The 16079-nt window shown below is 39.2% G+C and carries 14 protein-coding genes and 2 other annotated features; of the genes, 1 reads left to right on the forward strand and 13 read right to left on the reverse strand.

Features of this window, described 5'->3' with window-relative positions; translation table 11 throughout:
• Positions 1–79: 79 nt before the first annotated feature.
• The 13 genes from ACTDJC_RS10295 to trpE all read right to left on the reverse strand — a co-directional run bounded on the left by ACTDJC_RS10295 (position 80) and on the right by trpE (position 13665).
• The gene (locus ACTDJC_RS10295; RefSeq protein ID WP_440603312.1) at positions 80–1177 is read right to left on the reverse strand and encodes a hypothetical protein; all 1098 of its coding nucleotides are present in this window, start codon (positions 1175–1177) and stop codon (positions 80–82) included.
• Between the two features lie 83 nt (positions 1178–1260).
• Positions 1261–2331 (reverse strand): sensor histidine kinase, encoded by a 1071-nt coding sequence (locus ACTDJC_RS10300; protein WP_440603313.1) that lies wholly within the window; start codon positions 2329–2331, stop codon positions 1261–1263.
• Between the two features lie 4 nt (positions 2332–2335).
• Positions 2336–3046, reverse strand: coding sequence for a response regulator transcription factor (locus tag ACTDJC_RS10305; protein WP_440603314.1), 711 nt, complete (start codon positions 3044–3046; stop codon positions 2336–2338).
• A 541-nt stretch (positions 3047–3587) separates the two neighbouring features.
• Entirely contained in the window at positions 3588–4925 is a 1338-nt protein-coding gene (locus ACTDJC_RS10310) for an FAD-dependent oxidoreductase (protein ID WP_253628978.1), read from the reverse strand.
• 77 nt (positions 4926–5002) lie between these two features.
• The gene (locus ACTDJC_RS10315) at positions 5003–5473 is read right to left on the reverse strand and encodes a GNAT family N-acetyltransferase (RefSeq protein ID WP_440603315.1); all 471 of its coding nucleotides are present in this window, start codon (positions 5471–5473) and stop codon (positions 5003–5005) included.
• A gap of 84 nt (positions 5474–5557) precedes the next feature.
• Positions 5558–7054: an L-lactate permease gene (locus ACTDJC_RS10320; protein WP_440603316.1), complete on the reverse strand. Its 1497-nt coding sequence runs from the start codon at positions 7052–7054 to the stop codon at positions 5558–5560.
• Positions 7055–7321: 267 nt separating this feature from the next.
• Positions 7322–8074: a tryptophan synthase subunit alpha gene (gene trpA / locus ACTDJC_RS10325; protein WP_440603317.1), complete on the reverse strand. Its 753-nt coding sequence runs from the start codon at positions 8072–8074 to the stop codon at positions 7322–7324.
• A gap of 3 nt (positions 8075–8077) precedes the next feature.
• On the reverse strand, positions 8078–9271 hold the full coding sequence (gene trpB, locus ACTDJC_RS10330) for a tryptophan synthase subunit beta (RefSeq protein ID WP_440603318.1): 1194 nt from the start codon (positions 9269–9271) through the stop codon (positions 8078–8080).
• Between the two features lie 2 nt (positions 9272–9273).
• A complete protein-coding gene (locus ACTDJC_RS10335; protein ID WP_098310757.1) occupies positions 9274–9882 on the reverse strand; it encodes a phosphoribosylanthranilate isomerase in 609 nt (202 codons plus the stop codon).
• A complete protein-coding gene (gene trpC / locus ACTDJC_RS10340) occupies positions 9879–10640 on the reverse strand; it encodes an indole-3-glycerol phosphate synthase TrpC (protein ID WP_253628973.1) in 762 nt (253 codons plus the stop codon). Before trpC ends, ACTDJC_RS10335 begins: the two co-directional genes overlap by 4 nt.
• Positions 10641–11666, reverse strand: a complete 1026-nt coding sequence (trpD, locus tag ACTDJC_RS10345; RefSeq protein WP_253628972.1) for an anthranilate phosphoribosyltransferase — start codon at positions 11664–11666, stop codon at positions 10641–10643.
• A complete protein-coding gene (locus tag ACTDJC_RS10350) occupies positions 11663–12250 on the reverse strand; it encodes an anthranilate synthase component II (RefSeq protein ID WP_098310754.1) in 588 nt (195 codons plus the stop codon). The genes trpD and ACTDJC_RS10350 overlap by 4 nt, the downstream gene beginning before the upstream one ends.
• Positions 12247–13665: an anthranilate synthase component I gene (trpE, locus tag ACTDJC_RS10355; RefSeq protein WP_141525090.1), complete on the reverse strand. Its 1419-nt coding sequence runs from the start codon at positions 13663–13665 to the stop codon at positions 12247–12249. The genes ACTDJC_RS10350 and trpE overlap by 4 nt, the downstream gene beginning before the upstream one ends.
• 51 nt (positions 13666–13716) lie before the next feature.
• Positions 13717–13951 (reverse strand) — a binding site (T-box leader).
• A gap of 42 nt (positions 13952–13993) precedes the next feature.
• Positions 13994–14232 (reverse strand) — a binding site (T-box leader).
• A 303-nt stretch (positions 14233–14535) separates the two neighbouring features.
• On the opposite strand from trpE, the gene putP reads away from it, so the two are divergent.
• Positions 14536–15999, forward strand: a complete 1464-nt coding sequence (gene putP / locus ACTDJC_RS10360) for a sodium/proline symporter PutP (RefSeq protein ID WP_098310752.1) — start codon at positions 14536–14538, stop codon at positions 15997–15999.
• The last annotated feature ends 80 nt before the right edge of the window (positions 16000–16079 follow it).

Genomic DNA, 16079 nt, shown 5'->3' on the forward strand with positions numbered 1-16079 from the left:
AGGATTTTGTGGACTTACAAAGTTAAAGGTACAATGCTTGACATGTTAGCATTCATAGTTAATTTTAATGAAGCCCCCCCTATTGACTGCAATAATTGCAGCGCCCCTTCCTTTTGTAATAATAGAAAATTGTAGCCACTCCCAACGCGATTCCCCAAATTGGAAATAACAAGAGAGGCGTTGATGCTCCCCAATTCTGAAAATTGCTGCTAAAAGAGAAATCAAGGACGATCTGAATACCAGCAACGGTTAACATTATAGAGACAAATCCAGCAGGAATGATGGCCAGAGCAGGAGGTACGCGCTTCCCAGCCAAAAACGGAATCCAACGAGGAAAGATTTCTCCCCACGGCTTTATAAGTCCGCGAGTAAGAATGGCTCCACTAATCGATACCAAAGCTAGGCCTGCTCCAGCCCATACAGCCCCTGAATCTTGAAGACTTTGAAATAATTCCTTTGTAATCCCTAGAGGTATTCCCAACAGCCATGCAATGCGGGTAATATCGTAATAAGCAGGGGCAAGGATCGCAACATAGGTTGCTAATCTTCCCCAGCGCGCCATAGAATTGGAAATCATCGAACGCTTCGTGCCATTTTTATACCCACAATATCTGCAAGCATCTCTGGATTGACGTTGAAAGGACAAGGCCGTCGCTGCCCATAGCACTCCTCCTACAAGACAAATAAATTGATTTACCACCGGCCATGTCATGTGATCAAAATAATGTAACGATAGTCCGAAAAGAGTCCCAATCAAGCAAATAGGAGCATAAGCTACTAACATAATTGCGCGGGTATCCGGGATTGTAAAGCAAAGAATCATCGCGACGCTCCAAGCATAAAAAATTAGAATCGTTCGGATAAAACCACGCACTTTGAACTTGAACATAAAAAGCACCACCACGCCAAAAAAACAAAGAATAGCAATGACTGGCCCTGTATCAGTAGCTGTAACATGTTTAAAAAATGAATGTAACGCATTCGGATCGTTCATCAAGCCTAATGGAAAACCTAAGCCTCCAAGTGACCAATACATCCCCAACGTACCATAAATAAGCGTCCAAATGATTGCTGCATATCGAACCCATTCTGGCCAACGCCTCCACCAGCGAAACAATGCATGTTTCGCTCCGGTCATCTTGGAATGAGATGCAGTATTCAAATTTACGGGATCCATGAAGATCACCACTCCTTATATGGTATTTCTTTTAGTATATGGTACGCTAGTAAACGGGAGGTAAACAGCCGATAAATTTCACCTTAAATTTGCGCCAATAACAACCTAATCGACAGAGAAGTCCCTTCGTTCGGCTTACTGATGACGATTAATTTTCCACCATGTGCTTCAATTAGTTGCCTCGCAATGGACAATCCCAAGCCCGAGCGTTCGGAGGGTATTATTACTGCATCACTTTTTACAAACGACTCACTAAATCCAATCCCGTTATCTTTAATCTGGATTTCCGCCATCCGGTCATAAAGCTGCGAAATACAAATCGCAATCTCGGTGCCTTCTGGATTATGGACAACGGCATTGACAAGTAAATTACGGATAGCGCGTGTCAACAGCTTTGGATCGCAAGTTACAAAAATTTGTTCTGGCTCCGAATCCATAATAAACAGATGACCGGTCGCCCAAGGTGCACTACTAACATCCGCCATTGCTCTGCGTACGAGTTCAACTATATCCACTTCCTCGACCTTTAGAGGAATCTGGCCCTGAATCGTTTCATTGAGATCCTGCACCATTTCTTTCAGGTGAGCCGATTTCTGTTGAATGATAGACAAGAATTCCCTCTGTTCCATTTCACTCCATTGATACTCCGTATTTATCAGCATGGCGGAATAACAGGATATATAAGTTAATGGTGTTTTTAAATCATGCGATATCCCTCGAATCCATTCTTGTTTCGCTTGTTCCGACTCCCGCAACTCTTTTTCGTTTTTTTGGAGTGTGCTCCCAAGCATCCGTAAATGCTCGAACACTTCCTTATAGACTGCATATGGAAATTTCAACGTTCCGCTTTTACGAGAGTGGATCTCATCCCAGCGCATAGGAAAATCATATTGACCGTTTGCCAAACGTCTAATCCAAACAATAATGAAATAAATCGGCTTCCCAAGATACCACCCAATCAGAAGCAGGGTCAGAAGAAAAAGTAGGGCGCACACCACCAATACATAAAGCGTAAAGATGTCTGAACTGTTTCCATCCGTGATTGTTTGTGGCCAAAAAAGCCAAGCTGTCCCAATGACAATTATTTGAATACAAACAAACAGAAAAAAGAAAGCTATTAGCAGTTGCAATGCTATACGAAGCATAACGTTCATTGTTCTAACCTCCTGCGGGTGGAACAAATTTATATCCGATTCCTCTCAAGGTAACAATCAATGTGGGGTTAGACGGATCAACTTCAAGCTTCTTTCTAAGTCTGGAGATGTGGATAACGACTGTTTTCTCATCCCCTTGCACCATTGTACCCCACACTTGCTCATATAATTGCTGAGCGGTAAATACCTGATTTGGATGTTTACAAAAATAGAGAAGTAGTTCAAGTTCTTTAGCCGGACAAGGAGTATCTACATTGTTAACGATAAGTTGACCGGTAGTACGGCTAACCGAAAAAGTATTATACTGATACAAATCCTCAGCGCTTACAACATCAGACGCATAGAGAGTGCTCCGTCTCAAATGTGCCTGAATTCGTGCAATAACTTCCATCGGATTGAACGGTTTGGTTACATAATCGTCCCCGCCTAAATACAGCCCCTGCAACTTATCCAAATCACTAGAACGTGCGCTAAGAAATAGAATAGGGGTTCTTATGGTTTTACGTAACTCCATACACAAGGAAAATCCGTCCATATCAGGAAGCATGACATCAAGCACAATTATATCAAAGCGTGTTGTTCGAACAGCCATGAGCGCATCAGCAGCGGAACTGGCTTTAGTAACATGGATATACCCTTCTTTTCGAAGAAGATTCTCAAGCATAGTTAAAATACCTTCCTCGTCATCAACCACTAATATCGCTTCATTCCGCATGATTCCAACCACCTTTGTAATAAGATATAATAAAGTGAAACTTCCGTCAGTGGGGGTTTTCTTCATCCCCCACTGACGGAAAGCTCTCACCAATCGGGCTTTTACGGGCAGTTATCCCACACCTATCTTCTTTGCTTCTCTCTGCATCTTGAGGTGGGGGTCTTACTGCCCGTTAATGCGGGATAAAAATCGAATCTTCAAGATTTTGGACAATTTCTGATAGCTTAATAATGATAATTACCTTCCCAAAGGGTGAATTCACATAAAATAAAAATCTTTGTTTAAGGATGTTGTTGAACTTCTTATTTAAATAATTTTACCTATAAGCATACGAAGGAAATATAACCTAAGGCTAAAGAAGAGTAGTAGAAGTTAGTATTCTATTATTTTGTCATTGTAATAATACAACCTTATCAAGATTAAAGTGGTAATACGAATTGATTTTAGAAGAATATAAAAAACGTGCATCAGAGCAGGAAGATTGGGAACTAGGATGGGAAGCAATTTCAGAAATAAAGCATCTCTTGAAAAAAGAGATGCTTTATTCTGCCCTTCTTGCTGCTTGCTGCAACGGATCCCACACACTGTTGTAAGGAGGAGAGTAACTTAAATCTACATCTTCTAAATCATGAATCGACATTTTATGGAACAGTGCCATCGCAAGTACATCTACTCTTTTATCCACGCCCTGCTCTCCTATAAATTGTCCGCCTAACAATTGCTGTGTGTCTGTTCGATACAATAATTTCACGTGCAGTGGTTTCTTACTCGGATAATATCCCGCTATGTTTGTCGCATCAATTTTTACAATTTCATATGGTATTTGTAATTGTTTCGCTTCTTTTTCATTCAAACCTGTTCGTCCTAATGTTATATCCATAAATTTCATAATCGCTGTCCCGACAATCCCTTTAAACGCTCTTCGTTTATCAACCATGTTCAGTCCTGCAATTCGTCCTTGTTTGTTTGCCGTTGTTCCAAGCGGGATATGGTCATGTTTTTCTTTTATAATGTGGTACTGCGTAGCACAGTCTCCTGCCGCATAAATGTCCTCTATATTTGTTTGCATATAAGCGTTAACTTGGATAGCGCCTTTTGGGTTTCTGATTATTTCTGTTCCTTCTAGAAAATCAGTATTTGGTTTGACTCCAACTGATACTAAAACAAGATCTGTTTTGTACGTTCCTTTATCTGTTTCCACAGATTCAACATGCTCTTTTCCTTGAAACGATTTCACATTTTCATTTGTAAGTATCTCAATGTTATGTTTCTTTGCTTCTTCATGAATATATGCTGCCATATCCTCATCGAAAACAGTACCTATATGTTGATTTCTCTCAATCATACGCACTTTTTTACCGAGTTCAACAAATGTTTCTGCCATTTCGAGACCGATTGCCCCGCCGCCAATTATCGTAACATGTTCAACTTTCTGATTATGAAGTGTCTCCATAATTCGCTTTGCATCTGGAATCGTTTTTAATACATGAACCCCTTGTAATTTACTCCCTCTCCAGTCCGGCATAATCGGATGCACTCCAGTTGCAATTAGTAAACGATCATATTCATATTCAAATGGCTCTGATGTTTGCGTATGTATGATGCCGCACACTTTTTTACTTGCTGGATCTACACGTGTCACTTCATGATACACTTTGGCATCAATTTGATACTTGTTTCGAAACGTATCAACGTCCCTAGCAATTAAGTTTTCAGTAGACTCAATCACTCCGCTAATCGCATAAGGAAGACCGCACTGCGCATACGAATAGATGTCGCCTTTTTCTAAAGTTATTACACTTGCTTCTTGGTCATTACGAACAATTTGCATTGCTGCACTCATTCCGGCTGCATCTCCGCCTATAATAACGTATTTCACCGTATCACTCCTTATCATCATCTATCGTTTACATTTCCCATATTTTTCATTTATCAGTCATTTTTTTATATTCTTCATTAACATTGTGAGCCCTTTTTTAATAGCAGTTTGTATAAACATTCCCCCTCAATCATTCTCCCTGTATCTTCAAATCCAATACTTTCATACAGTTGTTTTGCAACTAAATTTTTCGGTGCAAAAGATAAAAAAATTTCATTACAATTAGCATCTTTTCTCAGCTCTTCTATTACATGTAATAGCGCTGTCCTCCCGTAACCTTTTCCTTGATATTTATGATCTATCATGAGTCTACATATTTCAAAAAAGTTATGTTGTTCACAATACCCATACATTGTAAATCCGACCATTGTTTCATCGTTGTATATTGCCTTCGTAATCCAACCTTTTTGGACTTTCGACTGCGCCAATGATAAAGCATTTGAAGCAACAAACTCTTCACAAATAAAATGTTTGTCCTCTATATTTGTAGTTAGGAATATACATTCTATCCAATTCTCATTTGTAATATCTCTTAAGTTTATACTCATCCCATGCCCACTCTCTCTTCTTTAGTCTACGAAATTATATATTTCTACAAACAAAAACACTTCTCCTATAAGAGAAGCGTTTCTTTACATAATCAAATACCACACTAAAACCTCTCCTACCACAATCAAAACGGCTCCAAAAATCATAAGCGTCGTCTTCTTTAGCAACTCATTTTCCCGAAATGGAATGTTACATAAATAAGCGCCAAGCGTAATGCGTGATGGGCATGCAATGGTAGCAAAAGAAGAACTTGTATTTTGCACCGTCGTGACGAATTGCCACGGAAGTCCCACATTTTGCGCTGTTTGCATTTGTAATTTAATAAACATGGCGTTTGACCCGGCATTACTTCCTGTTAAAAAACCGCCAATACCACCGATAAATGGTGCAACAAAAACAAACATCATTCCAAATGTATGGCCAGCTGCTTCCGCTAATAACATATGCATACCTGATGCACCCATTAGTTCCGAAATGGCAATAAACATGGTCGTTGTAATCGCAAATGGGATCCATTGTTTCACTGTTTGCAGCAATGACTGCTTTATTATAATAGAAGGAACTCGGAAGAAAATAATGGTAAATAAACACGTAATCCCAAGCCAAAACCCTGGTGAATACAATAATTCAAGCTTGTAAGAATAAGATGGTAGGTTAATAACCACATGTGATTGTAACGCACTATGAAACGATGGAATCAAACGAGAGAACAATATACAGACTGTCAAAAATAAATACGGGCTAATAATCTTTACAATAGAAACTTCCTGCTGCTGGGCAGCAGCATGTTCCGAGTATGCTTGCCTCTGTTGTTTTGCTGTCATTTTAATGATGATAAATCCAAATGTTATCGTTACAATCGCACTTAAAATCCCAGCTAATTCAACGCTCACATATACATTAGACAAATAAATAGATAACGAGAATAATAGAAAAAATCCCGTTGCTTCTTTCCATTTTTGTACCACCGCAGACCAGCCACCAACTATATATAAAGAAAGCATGATAAAATACGCAAATATCGGGATACTTAATAGCGCTGTACCAGATCCAAGTTGTACTAAAGGCATACCAATAAGCCCTGATCCAATAATTGTTCCAGTTGCCATCGCTCCCCATGAGCTTGCTAATAAACCGATAAATGAAAGTAAAACTGCTTGAAACGGTTTATAACCAAGTGAAATAAAAATAGGAGCCGCCACCATAAAGCCAATTCCAAAACCACTTACCGATTCAATAAGAGGACAAATTCCAAAACACATTAGGAGCATTTGCAATAAACGGTCATGTGTAACATGTTCCATAAAGCGAGCAACTTGATTGATATACCCCATTTTATTCATAAGGTGAAATAAAAAAATACCGAAAAACAAAACATATCCGACGATAAAACAAATTAAACCACCCTTAATCGTCGCATGAACAACCTCCCCTATTCGCAAGCGAAACATCGGTGATAGTAAAACGATTCCGCTGCATACAACATAAGAAATTAACGAAGCTTTAAGAGATGTTTGCTTGAATACAAATAAACAAATAAAAATCATTACAATCGGAATAAGAGCCAGCAATACCGCCATACAATCATCTCATTTCTTGGAAGATACAATTGTATTTATTATATAATAGAAGAAAGAATTTTCAATCAATTAAGAAATAGTTTTTCGTTATCTATTTGAGGGCACAAATAGAAGGAGGAGGCTACCTTAACAAGCAGCCTCTCCCTTCTATCCCGCTATTCGCCCCACCTTAAGATCCAGAAATAGGTGGGGGCCCGTAAAAGCCCAATTGGGCGGGCTTTCCGTCAGTGGTGAATGAAGAACTCCACCACTGACGAAGGTTTCACTTTATTTCACTGCAGCAATGAGCTCGCGAATTTCATCTTGCTTTTCATTTTCTAACAGCTCAATCACTTTACTTCCGACCACAACTCCATCACATAATTTAATCATTTCTTCTATTTGCTCCGTTGTTGATATGCCAAATCCTGCAACAACTGGAAGCTGAACATGCGCTTTCACCTTTTCTAAATAAGCTTGCAATTCTTGCTCGAAATCACGCCGTACCCCAGTTACACCAGCTACTGTAACAGCATATACAAACCCTTGTGATTCACTTGTAATCTTTTGAATTCGTTCAATCGAACTCGTTACCGTTACAAGCGGAATAAGAGCAATCTGTGCCCCGCGCAATAGCGGGGCAATAATATCTTGTTCTTCATATGGAAGATCTGGAACGATAATCCCATCGACGCCTGCTTCAATGCACCTTCCAATAAAACGTTCTTTCCCGAACGCTAAAATAGGGTTTAAATACGTCATTAAAACAAATGGGATTTGCACTTCTTTCCTTACTTCCGCAAGTGCTTGGAAGATTCCTTCAAGCGTTGTTCCGTTTTCTAGTGCTCGTTTTCCTGCCCTTTGAATGGTCGGTCCATCTGCAACTGGGTCAGAAAAAGGAATGCCAATTTCAACAATGCTTGCCCCGGCTTCATCTAAAAAACGAATTTGTTCTTGTAAATCGCCATCTCCCCCCATTACGTACGGGATGAATGCTTTTTCTCCATTTTGAAATGCTGCAGTAATTCTTTCTACACCCATCATTTACACCTCTTCCATATAACGTTTTATACTTTCTACATCTTTATCCCCGCGCCCAGATAAACAAATAACAAGTCCCTCATCTTTTTTCATAGTTGGTGCTAGTTTAAGTGCATACGCCACAGCGTGTGAGCTTTCTAACGCCGGGATAATCCCTTCTTTTTTCGTTAACAACTGAAAAGCATGCAGCGCTTCTTCATCTGTTATCGAATGATAAGATACACGGCCAATGTCTTTTAATAAGCTATGCTCCGGCCCAACCCCTGGGTAATCCAGCCCTGCTGAAATGGAGTGGGCTTCTTGAATTTGTCCTTCTTCATTTTGCAGAAGATACATCATAGACCCGTGCAAAACACCAACGCTTCCTTTCGTTAATGTTGCCGCATGCTTCTCTGTATGAACCCCTTTACCTGCTGCTTCTACGCCGTAAAGAGCAACTTCTTCATCTTGTACGAATGGATAAAACATTCCCATCGCATTACTGCCGCCGCCAATACAAGCTACAACTGCTTCTGGTAATTTCCCTTCTAACTCCGCATATTGCTTCTTCGTTTCCTTACCAATTACACTTTGAAAATCACGTACGATTTGTGGAAACGGATGCGGTCCAAGGACAGATTCCATAACGTAGTGCGTATCATGTACATGTGCAACCCAGTAGCGAAGCGCCTCATTTACTGCATCTTTTAGCGTCCCGCTTCCTGCTGCGACACTTTCAACTTTCGCACCTAGTAATTCCATCCGAAAAACATTTAGTTTTTGGCGTTTTACATCCTCTTCTCCCATGAAAATAACGCACTCTAAACCAAGCAAGGCACATACAGTTGCTGTTGCTACCCCGTGCTGTCCAGCACCAGTTTCAGCCACAACTTTTTTCTTACCCATTCGCACTGCTAGAAGCGCCTGCCCAATTGTGTTGTTAATTTTATGAGCTCCTGTATGATTTAAATCTTCTCGCTTTAAATAAATTTTTGCTCCGCCGCAATACTTCGTAAGATTTTCTGCAAAATACAGAGGTGTTTCTCTCCCGACATATGTTTGTAAATAATGCTCTAACTCTTCTTGAAATGCTTCATCTTGCATTGCTTCTTTATATGCTGCTTCTAACTCTAAAACAGACTGCATTAACGTTTCTGGGACATAACGTCCTCCATAAATACCGTAATGACCTTTTTCATCTGGATATGCATATTTCATCTTTAACACTCCTTCGCTTTCGTTATGAATCTTTTCATTTTCTCGATATCTTTTTTACCATCTGTTTCAACACCACTGCTCACATCAACCATATATGGTTGAACCATTTCAATTGCTTTTGTAATATTTTCAAGATGTAATCCACCAGCTAATATACACTTTTTCCTAATAGCATTTGGCATGTGCTGTAATAACTCCCATGAAAATGTTTTGCCATTCCCACCATGAAATTTCTCTTTTGGACTATCAAATAATATAAAATCAGTTTCATATTCTTGTGCTCGTTCTATATCTTCTCTCGAACTTACACCAACCGCTTTTATAGACGGAATATTCAATCTTTTGATGTGGTGATTTTGTTCGTCCCCATGAAACTGTACATGCGTTAAACCACAATACGTTACAATTTTCTGGATCACTTCGATTGGCTCATTTACGAAAACGCCAACTTTCATCACATTCATCGGAAGCTCTTCAATAATTTGTTTTGCCTGCTCTGGCGTAATTTCCCGCTTACTTTTCGCAAATACAAATCCGATGGCATCAACGCCGTATTCACAGGCGGCTTTTGCTGTTTCGATGTCGGTAATACCGCAAATTTTCACTTTCATATCGTCACCTTCAGCGATTGAAAAAAGTCTCCAACAGACGGTGCTGTCATGAACGCTTCTCCGACAAGAATTCCTTTTGCACCGGCTTGCTTGACACGTATAATATCTTCTTTTGTATGAATGCCGCTCTCACTAATCCAAAGTACGTTTTGTTCATTTAACCGTTTCCCGAGCTTTTCCGTTGTACTTAAATCAACTTCAAATGTTTTCAAGTTTCGATTGTTTACTCCAACGACGTCAGGATTTAGCTCTAATGCCGTTTCTAACTCCTCTTCATTATGAATCTCTACAATTGCTTCTAAGCCGAGCTCCTTTACATACTCATACAACTCAAATAATTTTTCTTTTGTTAATGCAGCAACAATGAGTAAAATCAGGTTAGCTCCCGCATCATATGCCCGGTCAATCTGGATGCTATCAATGATAAAATCTTTACATAAAAGCGGTATATTCGTATGTGCTCTTACCGTTTCTAAATCATGAAAAGAGCCCTTAAAAAATTGATTATCTGTTAAAACAGAAATTGCTCCAGCACCGCTTGTTTCATAGATCTGTGCTTGTTTGGCGACATCAACATGTAAGTTGATATCCCCTTTAGACGGTGAGGCACGTTTTATCTCTGCAATCACAGTAAATTGCTGCAGCGCTTTTACAAGAGAATAAGATGTACGAGTTTCCTTCACTGGTGTATACGTTTCATATAACACCGCTACTTCTTTCTTTTTTTGCTCGATAATTTTTGTTAAAATGCTTTCCATTTAGTTCACCCTTTCTAGCTTTTTATTACTTGCAGCAATTAATAGATTTAATTTCTCTAACGCCTTTCCCGAATCAATACTATGAGCCGCTAAGCGAATGCAATCTTCAATTGTTCCTGCTTTTCCGTTTGCAAAAAGAGCAAGACCTGCATTGAATAACACTGTATCACGGTATACGCTATCTTCTCCGCGCAAGACGTTTAATGTAATATTGGCATTTTCCTTTGCATTTCCGCCTCTAATGGCTTCGTTTTTCACACGTGAAAATCCATACTCTTCTGGAGAAATACTTACTTCGATAATCTTGTTATCTTTTAAAAGTGCTGCGTGATTCTCTCCTTGCAAAGATGCTTCATCTAAAAATCCACTCCCATTTACAACAATTGCTTGTTTTCTGCCAAGCTTCTGCAGTACCTTTGCTACTGGAAGTAACATCTCTCGTTTATAAATACCAACGAACTGTGTTTCTAAGTGAATTGGATTTGTAAGTGGTCCAATCAAATTAAAGATTGTTGGAACATTTAATTCTTTTCTTACTTTCATAATGCGGCGCAGTGCTGGATGCATCGCCGGTGCAAATAGAAAGGCAATCCCGACTTTCTCTAACAAATAATCAATTTGCTTTGGCGTACATGCAATATTGACACCGAGTTCCTCTAATAAATCCGCACTTCCTGTTTTACTAGAAACGGCACGGTTGCCATGTTTCGCAACTTTTACACCGGCACCAGCAAGCACGAAGGCTGATGTTGTACTCACATTAAATGTTTGTGCACCATCTCCGCCCGTTCCGCAATTGTCCATCGCACCTACAATATGATTAGAAAATGGCAATGCTTTTTCACGAAGAGCTCGAACAAGACCATATATTTCATCCGCCGTTTCTCCCTTTGCTTTTAACACTGCTAAAAAAGCTGCAATTTCACTTTCTAAAATATCTTCGCTTAATAGCGCAATCCCTGCTTCATACATTTCATGTTCCGTTAAATCCTGCCTCTCTACTAATTTTCGAAGATAACTGTTCATACTCTCTCCACCTCTTTCACATTGGTTAAAAATGCCTGTATTAATTTTCCGCCTTCTTCAGTTGCAATTGATTCCGGATGAAATTGTAATCCGAAAAGCGGATAATAGTGATGACGAACTGCCATTATTTCTCCGTCATCCATCGCTGTAGCTAATACATCAAAACAATTAGGAAGAGTATGCTGCTCTGCTACGAGTGAATGGTAACGCATCGCTGTCAGCGGCTGTTTTACATACGAGAATATCGATGTACCATTATGTTTCACAAGTGACGTTTTCCCATGTTTAATCCGCTCTGCTTGAACAATTTCTCCACCAAAAGCAGTAACAATTGCTTGATGCCCAAGACAAATACCAAGAATCGGAATACTTTTATAAAAATGTTGAATCACTTCAATACAAATCCCTGCATCTTCTGGTCTTCCAGGTCCTGGAGAAAGAATAATTGCTTGCGGCTTCATTTCCTCCAATTCTTGAATCGTCACTTTATCGTTACGTAGTACAACGACGTTCTCTGCGCTGGAACCTAACAATTGATACAAGTTATATGTGAATGAATCATAATTATCAATGATAACAATCATTTCATTACCTCCAAGAGCGCTTTTGCTTTATTTAATGTTTCTTCATATTCGGCTGCAGGATTCGAATCATACACAATACCAGCCCCTGCCTGTACATATGCTTTTTCATCTTTTACAACCATTGTTCGTATAGCAAGTGCCATATCCATATTCCCCGAGAAAGAAATATAGCCAACTGCTCCGGCATACACATTTCGTTTTTCTGTTTCTAATTCATTAATAATTTCCATTGCCCTAATTTTTGGAGCTCCCGATACAGTTCCTGCCGGCAAGCAATACGCTAACGCATCAAAGCAGTTCATATTTTTTCGCAATGTTCCGGAAACTTCAGATACAATATGCATCACATGTGAATATTTCTCGATTTTCATATATTTATCTAATTGAACTGAACCAACCTCACTCACCCGTCCAATATCATTACGTCCTAAATCGACCAGCATCATATGCTCCGCTCGCTCCTTCTCGTTTGCAAGCAACTCTTTCGCTATCTTTTCATCCTCTTCTTTCGTTTTTCCGCGTGGCCTTGTTCCTGCAATTGGATTCGTCATAACCTTTTCATCTCGTACAGAAAGTAAGCTTTCCGGTGAAGAACCGAGTACAACATAATCTTGAAAATCAATATAAAACATATAGGGAGACGGATTCGCGGTGCGAAGCCGGCGATATAACGCAAATGGATTTCCTACAAAATCACTTTGCAAACGCTGCGATAACACAACTTGAAAAATATCCCCTGCCCGAATATGTTCCTTTGCCTGTTCAACCATTTCGTAAAACCTTTCTTCTGTTACAGAAGATGTAAATGTTAAAGAAGCATACAGCTCTTTCACATGTTCCTCTGATTCATGTAACAATTCCTGTTTATATACTTGCAGCTGCTCGTAAACTTCTTCATACGAGTCCATATCATCGCCTTGATACACATATACAAACGATAGCTTTTGTCGTAGATGATCATACACAACAAACATACGATAAAGTAGCACATGCACTTCTGGAATATTTAATGGGTCAGACAACATTTCTCCAATATCTTCATATTGCCGAATGACATCATAACCAATATAACCAACTGCTCCTCCGCAAAACGGAAATGGGCTTTCAACTTTATTTGGTGCAAGTATTCTTTCCAGTTCCTTTAATACGTTTCCGTTTACCTTTTCAGTCACACCATTTATCGTAATCTCTACTTCCTTGCCAATACTTTTAATTTCTCCGTAAGGGTTACACCCTAAATAAGAATAACGTCCTTTATCTTGATGAAGCTGCGAGCTTTCGAGTAAAAATTTTTTCTCACCTTTCATACGGCGATATAAAGCAATCGGTGTTAAACTATCGCCTTCTTCCTCTTGAATAACAAGAAAGGTTTTCCCTTGTTGTTTTCGCATCATAAATTGTTCTTTCGTTATCATGACTGTCACCTCTCTATTCAAAATAAAAAAGTCCCCTGCATATGGAAATATGCAGAGGACGATAAATTTACCGCGGTACCACCTCTTGTTGGATGCAAAGCATCCCGCTTTTTCAGGTACAATATTATACCCAATCCTTGTAACGGCGGAACCCGGGTTGCCTACTTATAGTTCAGCATACCTCTCGTAAGCCCATTCCGTACTTGGCACCGCACCGGGCTCTCACCTACCCCCGGCTCTCTGGAACGTCTCCAATGTACGTACTCTTCTTACTCATCGATTTATCATATTCATTTTTTTCTACACAAAAAGGGAGTACTCATCCTATAAAAAGGACGGGTACTCCCGTGGTGCCACCTTAATTCGTTACAAAAGTAACGCACTTTTCCGTATCGAAATACAATACGTGTCTCTTGTAACGATGAGATCTTTTCGCCAAAGCCTACTTTTTTCGTTTCGGTTTGGAAGCTCCGAAGCCCATTCCATATTACTTTCATACTGATTCGCACCAACCATCAGCTCTCTGACATGTCCATAATATGTACTCTTCTTCATCAACGCTTACGTTTTTAAATTTGAACTCATTATATGCTTTTCTTTTTTTAGAAGTCAACACTTTCCGAAAAAAAATTTTTATCTATACGTTAAATATTATATTGACAAAACATCCCGTTTTTATGTAAAAATAATAAATGCTCTATAAAAATAGCTATTTACTAATAAAATATTTTATATTAAAAAAATAAAATACCTTCTAAATACGCTTACATTTCTGAAAATTCTTATTTGCGTGTGGATTTTTTCGCATAATCATGTTAGATTATAATTATGCAATACATCAAAAGATACTACTTAGGGAAGGGGACTAACATGAATACACAGATTTTAATTTCAATTTCGATCTATATGATCGGGATGTTAGTAATTGGCTACATTGCCTACAAACGAACATCAAACTTAACAGATTATATGCTTGGCGGGCGTACATTAGGTCCCGCAGTAACAGCACTGAGTGCAGGCGCTGCTGATATGAGCGGATGGCTGTTAATGGGGTTACCCGGTGCTATGTTTGCAACAGGTCTAAGCAGCAGTTGGATTGCGGTCGGCTTAACACTCGGTGCATATGCAAACTGGCTATACGTCGCTCCTCGCTTACGTACCTACTCTGAACTGGCAAACAACTCAATTACAATTCCAGAATTTTTAGAACATCGCTTCCATGATAAATCTCATATGCTACGCCTTGTTTCCGGACTTGTTATTATGATTTTCTTTACATTTTATGTAGCTTCGGGATTAGTATCAGGTGCTGTTCTATTTCGTAATACATTTGGAATGGACTATCATATGGGACTTTTCATTGTTGCCGCTGTTGTTGTAGCTTATACGTTATTTGGCGGGTTCTTAGCTGTAAGTTGGACAGACTTCGTGCAAGGGATTATTATGGTTGTCGCACTCGTTTTAGTTCCAATTGTAACAATTATGCATGTAAATGGTCTTGGACCAGCATTTCAAACAATTCAATCTATTGATCCAAACTTATTAAATATTTTTAAAGGTACTTCTGTACTCGGCATTATTTCCTTATTCGCTTGGGGTCTTGGTTATGTTGGACAACCTCATATTATCGTTCGCTTTATGGCGATTTCATCTGTAAAAGAATTAAAAAGTGCTCGCCGCATCGGCATGAGCTGGATGATTTTCTCTATCGTCGGCGCTATGTTTACTGGACTAATCGGGATTGCTTATTATTCTGACATGGGCTTAAAATTAGCAGATCCAGAAACGATTTTCATTGAACTTGGAAATATTTTATTCCACCCACTTATTACTGGTTTCTTACTAGCTGCTATTTTAGCAGCAATCATGAGTACAATTTCTTCACAGCTTCTTGTTACATCAAGTGCTGTAACAGAAGATATATACCGTACATTTTTCCGCCGCTCTGCAACGGACCGCGAACTTGTTTTTGTAGGACGTATGGCTGTTCTAGCAATTGCTTTAATTGCAAGTGGACTTGCATTTAAACAAAATGACACAATTTTAGCACTTGTTGGTTACGCTTGGGCAGGTTTTGGTTCTTCATTTGGACCAGTTATTTTATTAAGCCTATACTGGAAGCGAATGACAAAATGGGGCGCTCTTGCTGGCATGATTGCCGGGGCAACAACTGTTATTACGTGGACACAATTTCAATTTTTAAAAGATATGTTATATGAAATGATTCCTGGTTTCGCTGCTAGCTTACTTGCTATTATCGTTGTAAGCTTGTTAACAAAGCCAGCAGAAAACGTTCAAAAAGACTTTGAAGAATTTGAAAAAATAGCTTCTTAATCTCAGAAAAAACAATCCCCGCTTCTATTATATAGAAGCAGGGATTATTTTTTCTCGCTTACATACTGAATTTTCTGTAA

This window comes from Bacillus sp. GB_SG_008 (genome assembly GCF_052038115.1).
Classification (GTDB): Bacteria; Bacillota; Bacilli; order Bacillales; family Bacillaceae_G; genus Bacillus_A; species Bacillus_A rhizoplanae.

Bases quoted from the DNA above. Each gene is read 5' to 3' on its own strand.
- ACTDJC_RS10295 (WP_440603312.1), bottom strand. From the start codon at position 1,177: ATGGATCCCGTAAATTTGAATACTGCATCTCATTCCAAGATGACCGGA.
- ACTDJC_RS10300 (WP_440603313.1), bottom strand. From the start codon at position 2,331: ATGAACGTTATGCTTCGTATAGCATTGCAACTGCTAATAGCTTTCTTT.
- ACTDJC_RS10305 (WP_440603314.1), bottom strand. From the start codon at position 3,046: ATGCGGAATGAAGCGATATTAGTGGTTGATGACGAGGAAGGTATTTTA.
- ACTDJC_RS10315 (WP_440603315.1), bottom strand. From the start codon at position 5,473: ATGAGTATAAACTTAAGAGATATTACAAATGAGAATTGGATAGAATGT.
- ACTDJC_RS10320 (WP_440603316.1), bottom strand. From the start codon at position 7,054: ATGGCGGTATTGCTGGCTCTTATTCCGATTGTAATGATTTTTATTTGT.
- trpA (WP_440603317.1), bottom strand. From the start codon at position 8,074: ATGGGTGTAGAAAGAATTACTGCAGCATTTCAAAATGGAGAAAAAGCA.
- trpB (WP_440603318.1), bottom strand. From the start codon at position 9,271: ATGAAATATGCATATCCAGATGAAAAAGGTCATTACGGTATTTATGGA.
- ACTDJC_RS10335 (WP_098310757.1), bottom strand. From the start codon at position 9,882: ATGAAAGTGAAAATTTGCGGTATTACCGACATCGAAACAGCAAAAGCC.
- trpC (WP_253628973.1), bottom strand. From the start codon at position 10,640: ATGGAAAGCATTTTAACAAAAATTATCGAGCAAAAAAAGAAAGAAGTA.
- trpD (WP_253628972.1), bottom strand. From the start codon at position 11,666: ATGAACAGTTATCTTCGAAAATTAGTAGAGAGGCAGGATTTAACGGAA.
- ACTDJC_RS10350 (WP_098310754.1), bottom strand. From the start codon at position 12,250: ATGATTGTTATCATTGATAATTATGATTCATTCACATATAACTTGTAT.
- trpE (WP_141525090.1), bottom strand. From the start codon at position 13,665: ATGATAACGAAAGAACAATTTATGATGCGAAAACAACAAGGGAAAACC.
- putP (WP_098310752.1), top strand. From the start codon at position 14,536: ATGAATACACAGATTTTAATTTCAATTTCGATCTATATGATCGGGATG.